The sequence below is a fragment of the Chachezhania antarctica genome (assembly GCF_003646465.1).
Lineage (GTDB): Bacteria > Pseudomonadota > Alphaproteobacteria > Rhodobacterales > Rhodobacteraceae > Chachezhania > Chachezhania antarctica.
Window position 1 is genome coordinate 134,889 of the sequence record NZ_QZEX01000004.1, and the last position, 16,012, is coordinate 150,900.

At 67.0% G+C, this 16,012-nt stretch carries 13 protein-coding genes; 10 read left to right on the forward strand and 3 right to left on the reverse strand.

Going from position 1 to position 16,012, the window contains the following annotated elements; genetic code table 11:
- Window positions 1-112: 112 nt before the first annotated feature.
- From D4754_RS09695 to D4754_RS09725, 7 genes are all read left to right on the forward strand, one after another.
- Window positions 113-1,528, forward strand: a complete 1,416-nt coding sequence (locus tag D4754_RS09695) for a YcjX family GTP-binding protein (RefSeq protein ID WP_121062943.1) — start codon at window positions 113-115, stop codon at window positions 1,526-1,528.
- Window positions 1,529-1,533: 5 nt separating this feature from the next.
- A complete protein-coding gene (locus tag D4754_RS09700; RefSeq protein WP_121062945.1) occupies window positions 1,534-1,974 on the forward strand; it encodes a GNAT family N-acetyltransferase in 441 nt (146 codons plus the stop codon).
- Entirely contained in the window at window positions 1,971-2,987 is a 1,017-nt protein-coding gene (locus D4754_RS09705) for a YcjF family protein (RefSeq protein WP_121063385.1), read from the forward strand. Before D4754_RS09700 ends, D4754_RS09705 begins: the two co-directional genes overlap by 4 nt.
- A gap of 176 nt (window positions 2,988-3,163) precedes the next feature.
- Window positions 3,164-3,892 (forward strand): VIT1/CCC1 transporter family protein, encoded by a 729-nt coding sequence (locus D4754_RS09710; protein ID WP_121062947.1) that lies wholly within the window; start codon window positions 3,164-3,166, stop codon window positions 3,890-3,892.
- A gap of 193 nt (window positions 3,893-4,085) precedes the next feature.
- Window positions 4,086-7,169, forward strand: coding sequence for an isoleucine--tRNA ligase (ileS, locus tag D4754_RS09715; RefSeq protein WP_121062949.1), 3,084 nt, complete (start codon window positions 4,086-4,088; stop codon window positions 7,167-7,169).
- Window positions 7,170-7,259: 90 nt separating this feature from the next.
- On the forward strand, window positions 7,260-7,715 hold the full coding sequence (locus tag D4754_RS09720; RefSeq protein WP_121063387.1) for a methylated-DNA--[protein]-cysteine S-methyltransferase: 456 nt from the start codon (window positions 7,260-7,262) through the stop codon (window positions 7,713-7,715).
- A gap of 316 nt (window positions 7,716-8,031) precedes the next feature.
- Window positions 8,032-8,499 carry a hypothetical protein gene (locus D4754_RS09725; protein WP_121063389.1) on the forward strand — a complete coding sequence of 156 codons (468 nt, stop codon included), beginning with the start codon at window positions 8,032-8,034 and terminating at the stop codon, window positions 8,497-8,499.
- Here the strand turns inward: D4754_RS09725 and D4754_RS09730 are convergent.
- The 3 genes from D4754_RS09730 to fsa form a co-directional block, all read right to left on the reverse strand.
- Window positions 8,496-9,437: a tyrosine recombinase XerC gene (locus D4754_RS09730; RefSeq protein ID WP_121062951.1), complete on the reverse strand. Its 942-nt coding sequence runs from the start codon at window positions 9,435-9,437 to the stop codon at window positions 8,496-8,498. The two genes, D4754_RS09725 and D4754_RS09730, sit on opposite strands and share 4 nt — an antisense overlap.
- Window positions 9,419-10,126, reverse strand: a complete 708-nt coding sequence (locus tag D4754_RS09735) for a DUF484 family protein (protein WP_121062953.1) — start codon at window positions 10,124-10,126, stop codon at window positions 9,419-9,421. Before D4754_RS09735 ends, D4754_RS09730 begins: the two co-directional genes overlap by 19 nt.
- A 285-nt stretch (window positions 10,127-10,411) precedes the next feature.
- Complete coding sequence (gene fsa, locus D4754_RS09740) at window positions 10,412-11,065, reverse strand: fructose-6-phosphate aldolase (RefSeq protein WP_121062955.1); 654 nt, start codon at window positions 11,063-11,065, stop codon at window positions 10,412-10,414.
- A 108-nt stretch (window positions 11,066-11,173) separates the two neighbouring features.
- Between fsa and D4754_RS09745 the strand changes: the two genes are divergently transcribed.
- From D4754_RS09745 to D4754_RS09755, 3 genes are all read left to right on the forward strand, one after another.
- Window positions 11,174-13,432, forward strand: coding sequence for a primosomal protein N' (locus D4754_RS09745; protein WP_121062957.1), 2,259 nt, complete (start codon window positions 11,174-11,176; stop codon window positions 13,430-13,432).
- An 88-nt stretch (window positions 13,433-13,520) separates the two neighbouring features.
- Entirely contained in the window at window positions 13,521-14,639 is a 1,119-nt protein-coding gene (locus tag D4754_RS09750; protein ID WP_121062958.1) for a flavin-containing monooxygenase, read from the forward strand.
- Between the two features lie 133 nt (window positions 14,640-14,772).
- A complete protein-coding gene (locus D4754_RS09755; RefSeq protein WP_121063391.1) occupies window positions 14,773-16,005 on the forward strand; it encodes an MFS transporter in 1,233 nt (410 codons plus the stop codon).
- The last annotated feature ends 7 nt before the right edge of the window (window positions 16,006-16,012 follow it).

A 16,012-nucleotide genomic window follows, 5' to 3' on the forward strand; every position in this document is an offset into this window, starting at 1 on the left:
TCCGCCTCCTAGACCGGGCCGGGGGCGCGGGCAAGTCGCAGCCGCTTCGCACTGGCGAGCAGGGCGGGTGGGCCTTATGTAGGGTGCAAGGCAACAAGGGCAGTAACCGGTCGTGGTCATTACAACAATCGCCGACGGGCTGATGCGCGGCGTCGAAGGGGTCGGCGACGCGGTGTCGGGCGCGTTCTACGAACCGACGATCCGGCTGGGGGTCACCGGGCTGGCCCGCGCGGGCAAGACGGTGTTCATCACCTCGCTGGTCGCCAACCTGCTGGACCGGGGCCGGATGGCGGGCCTGTCGGCGCAGCGCGACGGGCGGATCCTCGCCGCCTACCTGCAGCCCCAGCCCGACGACACGATCCCGCGCTTCGAATTCGAACCGCATCGGGATGCTTTGACGGCGCATGTGCCGCACTGGCCCGAAAGCACCCGCGCGGTCAGCGAACTGCGCCTGTCGCTGCGCGTCCAGCCCGGCGGGTTCTTCCGGTCGATCCAGGGACCGCGGGTCGTGCACCTGGATATCGTCGATTACCCGGGCGAATGGCTTCTGGATCTGGGGCTGATGGACCGGAGCTATGCCGACTGGTCGGCCGATGTGCTGGACCGGCTGGAAGGGCGGGCCGAGGGGGCCGAGTACCTGTCGCTTGTCCGCGAAACCGACGTGACGGAGAAATTCGACGAAACGGTGGCCAGAACGCTGGCCGACCGGTTCACCGCCTACCTGATCGCTGCGCGCGATGCGGGGTTCTACGATTGCACGCCGGGGCGGTTCCTGCTGCCCGGGGAAATGGCCGGCTCTCCCGTCCTGACCTTCGCGCCCTTGCCCAGTGACGGATCGGCCAGGCGAAGCGCGCTTTTGCGCGAGATGGAGCGGCGGTTCGAGGCCTACAAGGCCCGTGTCGTGCGGCCCTTCTTCCGCGATCACTTTTCCAGGATCGACCGGCAGATCGTGCTGGTGGATGCGCTGGGCGCGATCCATTCGGGGCCGCGCGCGGTGGAAGACATGCGGCTGGCCATGGCCGAGATCCTGGGCGCGTTCCGGCCCGGGCGGAATTCCTTCCTGACGCAGCTGATGATGGGCAAGCGGGTGGAAAAGATCCTGTTCGCGGCCACGAAGGCCGACCACCTGCATCACACCCAGCACGCCCGCCTGACCGGGATCATGGAGGCGCTGATCCGCGAGGCCCGCGACCGGGCGCAGTTCGCGGGCGCGCAGACGGCGGCCATGTCCATCGCAGCCCTCCGCGCCACGACGGAGGAAATGCGCGCCCATAACGGCGGTCAGCTTCCATGTGTCCGCGGGATCCTGGCTGAGACCGGCAAGCAGGCGGCGTTCTATCCCGGTGAATTGCCCGACGATCCGACCCGCATTCTTGCGTCTGCACGGGCGGGGGAGACGGAATGGCTGCAGGACGATTTCGGCCACATGAACTTCGCGCCCGCGCCGCTGACGCTGAAGCCCGGTGACGGGCCGCCGCATATCCGGCTGGACCGCGCGGCGGAATTCCTTATCGGGGACCGGCTGTGACGGGCATGATTCGACAGGGCAGGCCGCTGGATGCCGGCGCGATGGGTGCGATCCTGCACGGGTTCGAGACCGGCACGCCATGGATGCCGAAACAGCATTCCGGGGCCGAGGCGGTGGGGTTCTGCGGGCAGCTTGTCGACAAGGGCTGGGTCACGGTCGCCACGGTCGACCGCAAGGTTACTGCGTTCCTGGCCCGCGACGGGGCCGAGATCTGCGCGCTTTACGTCGCCGAGGACGCCCGCGGGCAGGGGCATGGCCGCGCGCTGTTGCAGGACGCGATGGGGCGTTGCGAGCGGCTGTGGCTGCAGTGCTTTCAGGACAACGCGCAGGCCCGGCGGTTCTACGAACGCCACGGGTTCGCGGCGGCAGGCTTTGGCGACGGGACGGGCAATGCCGAAGGGCTGCCGGATGTCCTGTATGAATGGAACGGGGGGAACTGGGCATGAGCCGCGGACCGGTGATCTTTGATCTGGACGAGGACCGCGACGGCGCGGTGCCCGATGTAGGCGACGCGCCCCCGGTGGACGATACCGGTGCCATGGCCGAGCGCGGCGCGATGGTCGCCGCCGCCCGGCTGGCGGGACGGCAAAAGCGCACGTCCCGCCTGTCGCGGTGGTTCTGGGCGCTGGCCGGGGCGGTGGTGACCGCGCTTCTGTCGGTCGCGGCATGGCAGTTTGCGGCGGATCTGGTGGCGCGTGTGCCGGTGCTGGGCTGGATCATCACCGCACTCCTGGTGGCTTTCGTCGTGGTGGCGCTGCTGCTGGCGATCCGCGAGGTGGCGGCCATCGGCCGGCTGGCGCGGCTCGACGGGATCCGGTCGGAGGCAGAGGCAGCTCTGATGGCGGGCGATCTGGAGGCGACGCGCGCGGCGGCCGGCCGGGTGGTCGCGTTTTATGCGCACCGGCCGGAGCTTGCGGCCGGCCGCGAGACGGTTGCCGCGCGGCTTGGGGATATGTTCGAGCCCGTGGACGTGATGCGGCTGGTGGAACTTGAGGTGCTGGAGTCGCTGGATCGCGCCGCGGTGCTGGAGGTCGAGGCCTCGGCCCGGCAGGTGGCGATGGTGACGGCGCTGGTGCCGCTGGCGCTGGCGGATGTTGTGGCGGCGCTGACCAATGCGTTGCGGATGATCCGGCGGATCGGTGAGATCTACGGCGGACGCTCCGGTCTTGTGGGCAGCTGGCGGCTGACGCGGGCGGTGCTGGGGCACATGGTGGCCACGGGGGCCGTGGCGGCGGCGGATGACATGATCGAACCCATTCTTGGGGGGTCGCTCCTGTCGAAACTGTCGCGGCGCTTCGGCGAAGGTGTCGTCAACGGGGCGCTGACGGCGCGCGTGGGACTGGCGGCGATCGACGTGTGCCGGCCGGTGCCGTTCTCCGAAGGCGCGCGGCCGTCGTCCGGCAGGATCGTGAAGGCGGCGCTGACCGGGCTCTTTTCCCGCGGGGATCGGGAGGGCTGAGGCCCGCATCGCTCCTTGGCCGGCCCACCCCCCCCGCCCCGTCGGATCGCGTGCGCGATCCTCCTTGCCGGCCAAGGGGCGATCCGGGCGCGTCGTTTCATTTTAGCGCAAAACGTGGATGTCCTTGATCTGACGCAAGGCGGCCGCCGGGCAACATGGTTAATGCCTGTTGCGGGATGCTTCAGCCACACGACTCGCCAGAGCACGGACATACGCCAGGAGAGGTGGCGGCGCGCATAGCCGCGCCGCCCGGGAGGGGTGTGCTGGGTGATGTCGTCTACGGGGCGATCGACGGGTCGGTGACGACCTTCGCGATCGTGGCCGGCGTCGCGGGCGCCGGCCTGTCCCCGTTCATTGTCCTGGCCCTTGGCTTCGCCAACGTGCTGGCCGATGGATTTTCCATGGCGGTCGGCAATTACTCCGCCACCAAGGCGCAGGCCGACAACCTAGCCCGCATCCGCGAGATCGAACACCGCCATATCGACCGCTACCCCGATGGCGAACGCCTCGAAGCGCGCGAGATCCTGCGCCGCAAGGGCCTGACCGGCCGGGTGCTGGAGGCCGCGACGGATGCCGTGACGGCTGACCGCGAGACATGGATCGCGCTGATGGTCGAAGGCGAGTACGGGCTGGGCGAGGTCGATCCGCACCCCGTCCGTGCCGCGATGGCCACCTTTGCCGCGTTCCTGTGCGCCGGGCTGGTGCCGCTTCTGCCTTTCGTCCTGCTGGGAGAGGAAGCCTTCCGCGTCTCGGCCATCCTGACGCTCTGCGTCTTCTTTGCCATAGGCGCCCTGAAAAGCCGCTGGGCGCTGACGCCATGGTGGCGGTCGGGGGGCGAGACGCTGGCCATCGGCGGAACCGCCGCCGCCCTGGCCTATGCCGTGGGGTTGCTGTTCCAGATGTAAGGGCAGGCGTCTCTTTACGCTCACCCAACACGGGCCTATAAGCCGCCCATGCCCCGGCTATTGCGCATATTGATCCGAATTACGCGCCCGGCGCTCTGACCCAGTCAGAGACGCCGGATTTCCCGTGCCCGGGCGCCACGTTCCGGGCCTGCTGCCGACCCAACATTCAGACAATACCGAAGGACGCCCTGAGATGTGCGCCGACATGCCGACCGACACGAAGACCGTCGATTACAAAGACACGCTGAACCTGCCGAAAACCGACTTCCCGATGCGCGCGGGCCTGCCCAAGCGCGAGCCGGGCTGGCTGGAGCGCTGGGCCGAGATCGGCGTCTACGACCGCCTGCGCGAGAAGACGGGCCGCACACCCTTCACGCTGCATGACGGCCCGCCCTATGCCAACGGTCACCTTCATATCGGCCACGCGCTGAACAAGACGATCAAGGACATGATCGTCCGGTCGCACCAGATGATGGGCTATGACGCGCGTTACGTGCCGGGCTGGGACTGCCACGGCCTGCCCATCGAATGGAAGATCGAGGAGCAGTACCGCAAGAAGGGCAAGAACAAGGACGAGGTACCTGTCGTCGACTTCCGTCAGGAATGCCGCAAGTTCGCCGAAGGCTGGGTGGATATCCAGCGCGAGGAATTCAAGCGCCTTGGCATCACCGGCAACTGGGCCGATCCCTACCTGACCATGAACTTCCATGCCGAGCGTGTGATCGCCGAGGAATTCATGAAATTCCTGATGAACGGCACGCTCTACCAGGGGTCGAAACCGGTCATGTGGTCCCCGGTCGAAAAGACCGCGCTGGCCGAGGCCGAGGTCGAATACCACGACAAGGAAAGTTTTACGGTTTGGGTGAAGTTCCGCGTGGAGGAAGTCGCCGACGCTCAAACACATCGTGATGCGGTAATTGAAAGTGAGCAGGGGAAAGTCCTGCGATCCATGGCAATTGAAGACCATGAGAACCAAACCACTCGTATAAACCCGAAGCCTTTCGAGGAACAAACAGACCGGATCGCGAAAAAGCAGTCCTACAATACCGAAGATCTGCTGGGCGCCTATGTCGTCATCTGGACAACCACCCCCTGGACCATCCCGTCGAACAAAGCGGTCGTCTATGGCGCGGACTATGCCTATGGCCTGTACGAAGTCACGGCGACGCCGGACGAATGCTGGGCTTCGGTCGGTGAACGCTTTGTCCTGGCGGACAAGCTGGCCGGGCAGGTCTTTGCCCAGGCGCGCCTTGAAGAAGGGCAGTGGACCCGCGTCCGCGACGTGACGGCAGAAGAACTGTCGTGCCTTTCGCTCTCCCACCCGCTGGCCGGGGCCGACGGTGCGAACGGCGAATGGGACGCCCCGCGCGATTTCCGGGCGGCCGATTTCGTCACCGACGAGGAAGGCACCGGTTTCGTTCACTGCGCGCCGTCCCACGGGATGGAGGAATACGAGCTCTACCGTGGCCTTGGCATGCTGGAGCAGGTCATCACCTACAACGTGATGGACGACGGCGGCTTCCGCGCCGATCTGCCGTTCTTCGGCGGCAAGTACATCCTGAACCGCAAGGGCGGCGAGGGCGATGCCAACAAGGCCGTCATCGACAAGCTGGTGGAGGTCGGCGGCCTGCTGGCGCGGGGCAAGATCAAGCACTCCTACCCGCATTCGTGGCGCTCGAAAGCGCCGGTCATCTATCGCAACACGCCGCAATGGTTCGCCGCCATCGACCGCAAGGTCGGCGACGGGCAGGACCAGTATGGCGAGACGATCCGCCAGCGCGCCCTGACCTCCATCGAGGAGTTGGTGAAGTTCACCCCACCCTCGGGCCGCAACCGCCTGCATTCCATGATGGAAACCCGGCCCGACTGGGTGCTGTCGCGGCAGCGCGCATGGGGCGTGCCGCTGACCTGCTTCAAGAAGGCGGGGGCGCTGCCGACCGATCCGGGCTTCCTGCTGCGCGATCCCAAGGTGAATGCGCGCATCGTCGAGGCGTTCGAGGCCGAGGGTGCCGATGCCTGGTACAAGGACGGCGCCAAGGAACGGTTCCTGGGCAATGATTACGACCCGGCCGACTGGGACAAGGTCGACGACATCCTCGACGTCTGGTTCGATTCCGGTTCGACCCATGCGTTCGTCCTGCGCGACCGGGAAGACGGCACCGAAGACGGCATCGCCGATGTCTACATGGAAGGCACCGACCAGCACCGCGGCTGGTTCCATTCCTCGCTTCTGGAAGCCTGCGGCACGCTGGGCCGCGCGCCCTATCGCAACGTGGTGACCCATGGCTTCACGCTGGACGAGAAGGGCGTGAAGATGTCCAAATCGCTCGGCAATACCATCGTGCCCGAGGAGGTCGTCAAGCAATACGGCGCCGATATCCTGCGGCTGTGGGTGGCGCAGACGGACTATACCGCCGACCAGCGGATCGGGCCCGAGATCCTGAAGGGCGTGGCCGACAGCTATCGCCGTTTGCGGAACACGATGCGGTACATGCTGGGCTCGCTCGCCGATTTCTCCGAGGCCGACCGGATCGACGTCTCCGAGATGCCGGAGCTCGACGCCTGGGTGCTCCACCGCATGGCCGAACTGGACGAGGTGGTGCGCAAGGGCTATGCCGCGTTCGACTTCCAGGGTGTGTTCCAGGCCGTCTTCACCTTCGCGACGGGCGACCTGTCGGCGTTCTACTTCGACGTCCGCAAGGACGCGCTCTACTGCGACGGCGACACGGTTGAACGCCGTGCCGCGCGGACGGTGCTGGACCTGCTGTTCCACCGCCTGACCACCTGGCTGGCGCCGATCCTCGTCTTCACGATGGAGGAGGTCTGGCTGGAGCGGTACCCGGGCGAGGGCACGTCGGTTCACCTGATCGACATCCCGGAAACGCCTGCGGACTGGAAGAACGCCGAACTGGCGCGCCGCATCGCCGCGATGCGCCGCGTGCGCCGCGTGGTGACGGCCGCGTTGGAAGTGCAGCGGCGTGAAAAGACCATCGGTGCCAGCCTTGAAGCAGCGCCTGTCGTCCATGTCGAGGACGACGCGGTCCGCGCCATACTGGCGGCGATGCCGATGGACGATCTCTGCATCACCTCGGCCCTGACGCTGACCGGCGATCCCAGCCCGTCCGACGCCTTCCGCCTGCCGGAAGTCGATGGCGTGGGCGTCGTGTTCGAAAAGGCGGACGGCGAGAAATGCCAGCGCTGCTGGAAGATCCTGCCCGATGTCGGCACGCACACGCACGAAGGCGTCTGCGCCCGCTGCGACGAGGCCCTGGGCTGAGCATCCACCCGGGCGCCTTTCCGCGCCCGGGACTTCCAACCCGCAGCTTCCGGGTTGATCGCGGCGCCGTTCGCCGCCACCGTGGCTGACATGCCCAGCGTCGCCGTCGATACCAGTTTCGGAACCCTCCGCGTGACAGAGGAAGACGGCGCCATCGTGCGCCTGACCTGGGCCGAAGACACGCGCGATGCCGCCACGGACCTGCTGCGCCGCGCCGCGGCCCAGATCCGCGCCTATGATGCGGGTGAACTGGAGGTCTTCGACCTGCCGCTTCACGTGCGCGGCAACGAATTCCAGCATGCCGTTTGCGCACAGATGCAGGCCATCCCTTTCGGTGAGACACGCACCTACGGCGATATCGCCCGCGCGCTTGGGCATCCGGCCCAGGCGGTGGGGCAGGCCTGCGGCCGAAACCCGATCGCGGTCGTCATTCCATGCCATCGCGTGATGGGTGCGAAGGGGCTGACCGGGTTCTCGGGCGGCGCGGGCGTGGAAACCAAGGTGCAGCTTCTGATCCACGAAGGCGCCGGCGGTTTTCTGATCTGACGGGCGTCAACGCGGCAACCGCCGCAAGGGGGCTCTGCCCCCGCCCGAGCCTGCGGCTCGGACTCCCCCGGAGTATTTGGTGAAGAAACAAGAAGGGGGAGCGCGCCCCTGCTTCTTCTTTCTCCAAATACTCCCGCCGGAGGCATCCGACAGAGAGGCTGGCACGTCGCTCGATCGGGGAGACCCGGCAGCAACGCGCCCCGGGAGGCGTTCCTTCGCGAGACGGCAACCAACGCAAAATCGTCGGCGCCGGATTGAACTTGGCCCTCCCTGTGATCACATCAACAGGAAACCGAAAATGAAGGAGGGCGGAGCGATGAGCCAACCCCAAGACCGGGCCGCGCTGAAGGCGGCGATCTATGCGCGGATGATGGAGATGGAAGCGCAGGAGCTGGAAGTGGCGAAGGAGCACTATCGCAGCTACCTCAGCGATGCTTCCCTGGGGCAGGGCGCCCAGGCGGATCGCGGGGCGGTAGCGGAAGCCAGCGAAAGTCTTGAGCTGGCGCACAGTTTCGACCACCCGGTGCAGACGCACCAGGCCAAGATCGACGCGCTGGAGAACCTGGATTTCGAGGTCACGGATGAAGTCGGACCGGGGGCGGTTGTCGCGTTCTCGGGCAAGAACTTTGTCGTCGCGGTCTCGACCAGCGCCTTCGAGGTCGAGGGCGGGAAGTACATGGGGATCTCGGAGCAGAGCCCGATCTACCAGGCCATGCGCGGGCTGACCGAAGGCGAAAGCTTTACCTTCAACGGACGCGAGGTTGAGCTGGACGAGGTTTTCTAGGTGTACTTGCGGGCGCGGGGATGGGCGGTCTCGTAGACGTCCATCAGCCGCGCCGCATCGACGGCGGTGTAGACCTGTGTCGTCGAAAGCGACGCATGGCCCAGCAATTCCTGTATCGCCCTGAGATCGCCGCCCGCTGACAGAAGGTGGCTGGCAAAGCTGTGGCGCAGCGCGTGGGGCGTGGCCGTAGACGGCAGCCCCATGCGCAGGCGCGCGCGGGCCATGGCGCTGCGGATCAGCCGCGGGTTCAGGGCGCCGCCGCGGGCCCCGCGGAAGAGCGGGGCGGTACGGGTGAGCTCAAAAGGGCAGAGCTCGGTATAGCGGGCCACCGCCTCGCGTGCGGCGGGCAGGACGGGCACCATGCGTTCCTTGCCGCCCTTGCCGCGGATCTTCAGGCTTTTCGGCAGCGGCACGTCGGCGCCGGTCAGGCCCAACGCTTCGGATATCCGCAGGCCGCAGCCATACAGAACCGTCACCACCGCTGCATCGCGCGCGGCGATCCAGGGTTCGGTGGCGTCGAATTCGACCTCGCCCATCATCTCGCGCGCGGCTTCTTCGCTGAGCGGGCGGGGCAGTTTCTTCAGGAACTTGGGCGAGCGCGTGGACAGCACCGCCGTCGGCTCGAACCCTTCGCGCCGGGCCAGCCAGCGGTAGAAGCTTTTCACCGCCGAAAGTTTCCGCGCCAGCGACCGGGCCGAGATGCCGGTCTGGCGTTCCGACGACATCCACGCGCGCATGTCGGTGACGGTGATCTTTGCCAGCGCGCCCAGCCCTTCGCGTTCGCCGTGGTGGACGGTCATGAAGGACAGGAAGCCCACGACATCGCCCCGATAGGCGGTCACGGTGGCCGGGCTAGCACCATCGATGGCGGCCATCACCTCGAGCCAGGTTTGCAGCGCGTCGCGCGCGGCGGGGGAGATCAGGCCGTTTTCAGCCATTGCCGCATCGTGCGCTCGAACACGCCCGCGAAGAAGCCCAGAAGGTCGGTGCCCTGCTGCGGCGAGAACTGGTGCGGGTCTTTCGCCCCCATGACCAGCATGCCCGGCAGCCGGCCGGGGCCCAGGTCGAGCACCATGCAGGCCTCGGACCCGATACTTTCGGCCTCGGGGCCGAAGACCTCGGCACCGGAATACCCGATCTCGCGCAGCACGACCCGGTGCCCACGGTCGTTTCGCCCGACATAGGCCTGCACGAAGCCGGGTTCGACCACGCGCAGGACGCGGCCCACCCGGTCGAGCGTCACGGCTTCGTCCGAACGGTCGCTTTCCAGCACCAGCCGGACGGATTCGATCCGCAGGATATCGGACACGTCGGTATCCAGGCCGGTCAGGAACCCTTCGAAATCGTCGGGATCCAGCATGCGGATGATCGCGCGGTGGATCTGGTTGGTGCCCGCGATGCTGTCATGGGCCGCGGCGATGACCGACCGGTGCAGGTTTTCCAGCCGGTCGAGCCGGGCTTCCAGCCGCTGCATGGCCATGCCACGCATGTCGACCACGTTGTGCCCGCGTTCGGTTTCGGTCGCGTCTACAAGGACCTTCATCAGGTCGGGATCGTCCAGAATCACATCCGGGCGCGTCAGAAGGGTATCCCGGATTTCGGGATCTATTTCGGCAGAACTGCTCATCCTGTCCCCGCGTTATTGCCTGTACCGGCACGAGGGGGCGTGCCAGCCTTTGCGCCAAGCTAGCAGCCTGCCAGTTGGAAATCTTCACAAATTTGCCGGTGGCGTGGTGGGTGTGGCGGGGAAGACTCGGCTGGCTCCACGTGCCTGGGCTTCAGCCGTTTCGCATTCGAGTGCGTCGGGCACGCATTGCGACCGGAGCGCATGGCGAACCGGTTCGCGCCCACCCACGGGTCGGGCGCGAACCTATCTTTGATCGGGTGCCGGGCCGGAGAGGGCCCGATGCCCTTACAGGATCTTCTGTCCGGTCTTTTCCCAATCGGCCAGGAAGGTGGCCAGGCCCTTGTCGGTCAGCGGGTGATCGGCCAGCTTGCGGATGACTTCCGGCGGCGCGGTGATCACGTCGGCGCCGATGCGGGCGCTGTCGGCCACGTGGTTGACGGTGCGGATCGACGCGGCAAGGATCTGCGTCGTGAAGTCGAAATTGTCATAGACGGTGCGGATGTCCTCGATCAGGTCCATGCCGTCGATGTTGATGTCGTCCAGCCGGCCGATGAAGGGCGAAATGAACGTGGCGCCCGCCTTGGCGGCCAGCAGGGCCTGATTGACCGAGAAACAGAGCGTGACATTGACCATGCGGCCTTCGTCCGACAGCACCTTGCAGGCCTTCAGCCCGTCCCAGGTCAGCGGGACCTTGACGGCGATGTTGTCGGCGATCTTGGCCAGCTTGCGGCCTTCCTCGATCATGGTTTCGGCTTCGGTCGCGACCACCTCGGCGGACACGGGACCATCGACGATGTCGCAGATCTCCTTGGTCACTTCCAGGATGTCGCGGCCGGATTTCAGGATCAGCGACGGGTTGGTGGTGACACCGTCCACCATACCAAGATCGTTCAGGTCCTTGATCGCGGCGATATCGGCGCTGTCGACGAAAAATTTCATGGGGGTCCCCTTCGGGTTGGGCTTGGCACTTGCTTGTCCGGGCTTTACCGCAGGACGCGTGATGCCGAAAGCCCCATACCACGCGGATTTCCTGCCGCGGCCCTTGCGATGACCGGGCCGGGGCCCCTGTTCGGCCCGGATCCGGATGCGCCCGACGGGCCGGAGTTCGATGGCGAACGATTCCGCGAAGATGCGCTGGTGGCGGTGCTGACGACCCAGCCGCTGGACCGGACGCTGGATTACAAGGCGCCCGAAGGCGGCTGCGCACCCGGCGATTTCGTCGAGGTGCCGCTGGGCCCCCGCCGCGTGCTGGGGGTCGTGTGGGGACCGGGCGCGGGGGATTTCGACCGTTCGAAGATCCGCCCCGTGACCCGCGTGCTGGATGCCCCGCCCATGCGCGAGGAGATGCAGGAATTCCTGGCCCGCGCCGCCGAATACACGCTGACACCGATGCCCGCCATGCTGCGGCTGGCCACCCGCGCGCCGGGCCTGGGCGATCCTCCGTCGATGCGGAAGGTGTTCCGGCTGGGCGATGGCACGCCGCCGCGGATGACCGACGCGCGGACCCGGGTTCTGGAGGTGCTGGAGGAACATGGCGGCGCGCACGGCCCTGCCTTCACGCTGAAGGAACTGGCCGAACTGGCGGGCGTGACACCGTCCGTCGTGAAGGGCCTCGCCGAAAGCGGCGCGGTGCGCGAAGAGGAAACCCCGCGCGACCGCCCGTTCCCCCAGCTCGATCCATCCTTGCCGGGCAAGGAACTGACCGGCGGGCAGGCGGAGGCGGCCGAGGTGCTGCGCGCGGACATGGCCACCGAAGGCTATGGTACGACTTTGCTGAAGGGCGTCACGGGGTCCGGCAAGACCGAGGTCTATCTGGAAGCTGTCGCGGCCTGCCTGGCGTCCGGGCGGCAGGCGCTGGTGCTACTGCCGGAAATCGCACTGACGGCGGAGTTCATCACGCGGGTTCAGGCGCGGTTCGGGGCCTTGCCGGCCGAATGGCATTCCGGCGTAACGATGACCGAACGCCGCCGGGTCTGGCGCATGGCGGGGACCGGCGGAGCGCAACTGGTGGTGGGCGCGCGATCCGCCCTGTTCCTGCCGTTCGACCGTCTGGGCCTGATCGTCGTCGATGAAGAACACGACACGTCCTACAAGCAGGAAGACGGCGTTCTTTATAACGCCCGCGACATGGCCGTGCTGCGCGCGTCGCTCTGCGGGGCGCGGGTGGTTCTGGCCTCGGCCACGCCATCGCTGGAAAGCTGGGCCAATGCGCAGGCCGGCAAGTACCGACGGCTGGATCTGCCGGCGCGGTTCGGGGCAGCCCAACTGCCCGACATGCGCGCCATCGACATGCGGGCCGAGGCTTTGCAGGCCGGGCGCTGGATCTCTCCCACCTTGCAAGGGGCGATCAAGGCGCGGCTGGAGCGGGGGGAGCAATCGCTTCTCTTCATAAACCGCCGTGGCTATGCGCCGGTGACGCTCTGCCGGGCGTGCGGCGAACAGGTGGCGTGCGATCACTGCGATGCGCGGATGGTCGAACACCGGTTCCTGAAGCGCCTGATGTGCCACCAGTGCGGCGCGTCGGCGCCCATTCCCGAGGTCTGTCCGCATTGCGGCGTCGAGGGCAAGATGGCGGCGGTGGGCCCCGGCATCGAACGGCTGGCCGAAGAAGCGGCGGCGGTCTTCCCCGATGCCCGGCTGGCTGTGCTGAGTTCCGATCTCTTCGGTTCCGCCCGCGCGCTGAAGGCAGCGATCGAGGAGATCGCGGACGGGGCCGCGGACATCATCATCGGCACGCAACTGGTGGCCAAGGGACACAATTTCCCGCGGCTGACGCTGGTGGGCGTGATCGACGCGGATCTGGGCCTGCAAGGGTCCGACCTGCGCGCGGCGGAACGGACGTTTCAGCTGATGCGGCAGGTGGCGGGTCGGGCCGGGCGGGCGGACAAGCCGGGCGTGGCGCTGCTTCAGACCCACCAGCCCGAACACCCGGTGATCCGCGCCATCCTTGGCGGCGAGGAGGAGGCGTTCTGGTCGGCCGAGGCCGGGGAACGGCAGGCCGCCGGCGTGCCGCCCTATGGCCGGATGGCGGGGATCATCCTGTCGGGTGGCGATGTCGGGCAGGTCTTCGACCTGGGCGAGCACCTGGCGCGGAACGATGCGGCCCTGCGCAAGATCGGGGCGGAGGTTTTTGGCCCCGCGCCGGCGCCGATTGCCCGGATCCGGGGGCGGCACCGGGTGCGGCTTCTGGTGAAGGCCGACAAGGGGGCGCCGTTGCAGGCGGCGCTTGCGGCGTGGATTGCGCCGTTGCGGTTGAAGGGGGATCTGCGGTTGAGCGTCGATATCGATCCGCAGAGCTTCTACTGAAGGGGTCCGGGGGGGCTTTACCCCCGCCCGGTTCTGGCGAACCGGACTCCCCCAAGGTATTTGGGGACCAAAGAAGCGGGGGCTGTGGATGCGGACGATCGTGATCGGGGCGGGGCCGGCGGGACTGGCCGTGGCGGCCTGCCTGAAGCAGGATGGGGCGGACGTGGCGGTGCTGGAGCGCGAAACCTGTGTTGGGTCGAGCTGGCATCGCCACTACGACCGGCTGCATCTGCATTCGCCGAAATGGTTGTCGTATCTGCCGGGGCGGCCGATGCCGAAGGACTGGCCGCGCTATCCGTCGCGGGGGCAGGTTGTAGAGTACCTGGAGGATTACGCGCAGGCGAACGGGCTTGCGCTTCTGTTCGGGGTCGAGGTGACGGGCGTGGCCGAGGATGGCGCGGGCTGGTCCGTGACCCACAGCGGCGGCGTTGAACGCGGCGACGTGGTGGTCTTTGCCACCGGCCTGTCGCAGCGGCCGTTTCTGCCGGAGTGGCCGGGGCAGGACGGGTTCCCGGGGCCGGTGATCCATTCGTCGGAATACCGCAACCCGGCGCCGTTCAAGGGCAAGCGCATGCTCGTCGTGGGATTCGGCAATTCCGGCGGCGAGATCGCGCTGGATCTGGCGGAGGCCGGGATGCCTGTCGATATCGCCGTGCGCAGCCCGGTGAACCTGCTGCCGAAGGAGCTGTTCGGGCGGCCGATCCAGTCGATGGGGGTCCTGCAGAAGATCTTTCCGCCGCGCGTGGCCGATGCGATTACCGCGCCGGTGCTGCGGTGGGCTTTGGGGGATTACACGGCCTACGGGCTGAGGCGCCCCGCGAAAGGGCCGGTGACGCAGATCCGCGAGGACGGGCGCGTGCCACTGATCGACATCGGTACGCTGGGCGCGATCAAGGCGGGCCGGATCACCGTCCGGCCGGGGCTGGAGGCGTTCGAGGGCAGCATCGTCCGGTTCGTCGATGGCACGACCGGCACCTATGACGCCATCGTGCTGGCCACGGGCTACCGGGTGGATCTGCGGCCGATGCTGGGACAGGCCCGCGACGTGCTGGACGACCGGGGGCGGCCGAAGGTCTGCGGCGGGCCCTCGGCGCGCAAGGGGCTTTACTTCTGCGCCTACGCGGCTTCGACCATGGGCCAGCTTGGCCAGATCCGCATGGAGGCGCCGGCGATTGCCGAGGATGTGCGGCAGCGCGCCGCCGGGTGACAGATGTGAGGCCGACCCGCCGCTCGCGCACTGGTTTCGGGTGCTGCAGGCGATCTGTGCCGTGATGCAGAGCGGCCATGCGCCGTCACGTTGCATCTACCCAAACGTCAATCCCGGCGCTATGGCCATAGCCATGACACGGATCGTACCCATCGCGGCGGCCGAGTCGCTGCCCTTCTGGCGACGACCGGTCAGCCTTCTCTTCGTCATGGCCTTCACGATGCCCATCGGGTTTTACGCCTGGTACGCATTGATCACGAACTTCGTGGTCGAGGTCGCGCATTTCGACGGGGCCGACAATGGCCTGCTGCACACGGTGCGCGAGATCCCGGGCTTCCTTGCCATCGGCGTGATCGCGATCATCATCTTCGTGCGCGAACAGGTGCTGGCGCTGGCCTCGCTTGTTCTGCTGGGCGTGGCCACGGCCTTCACGGCATGGATCCCGACGCTGGGCGGGATCCTGTTCCTGACTTTCTTTTCGTCGCTGGGCTTTCACTACTTCGAGACGATGAACCAGTCGCTGCAGCTGCAATGGTTGCCGAAGGAGAAGGCGCCGCAGACCTTGGGCTGGCTCATGTCGGCGGGGGCGGCGACGACCATCGTCGTGTTCGTGCTGATCGTGATGATGTGGGACACGCTGAACCTGACCTATGACATCGTGTTCATGGTCGCGGGCTTCACGACCGCGGGGATCGCCCTGTTCTGCATGTTCGCCTATCCCCAGTTCGAGGCGCCGCACCCGCAGCTGAAGCAGATGGTGCTGCGGAAACGCTACTGGCTGTATTACGCGCTGCAGTTCATGTCCGGCGCGCGGCGGCAGATCTTCATGGTCTTCGCCGGCTTCATGATGGTCGAGAAATTCGGCTTTCAGGTGCACGAGATCACGTCGCTGTACCTGATAAACCTCGTCGTCAACATGGGCTTCGCGCCCTTCCTTGGCAAGCTGGTGGCCCGCTTCGGCGAACGCCGGGCGCTGGCCTTCGAGTACGTGGGCCTGACGCTGGTGTTCCTGGCCTATGGCGGGATCTACTGGTTCGGATGGGGCGTGATGCTGGCAGCGATCCTGTACGTGATCGACCACATCCTGTTCGGGCTGGCGCTGGCGCTGAAGACCTATTTCCAGAAGATCGCCGATCCCGGTGATATCGCGCCTACCGCGGCCGTGGCCTTCACGATCAACCATATCGCCGCCGTGTTCCTGCCGGTGCTGCTGGGGCTGTTGTGGCTCGTCTCGCCCTCGTCGGTGTTCGCGCTGGCAGCGGGGATGGCGATGGTGTCGCTGGGCCTGTCGCTGCTGATCCCGCGCCATCCGGAGCCCGGGCACGAAACCATCCTGTCGGCGCCGATGCCGGCCCCGGCAGAGTGAGGGCGCG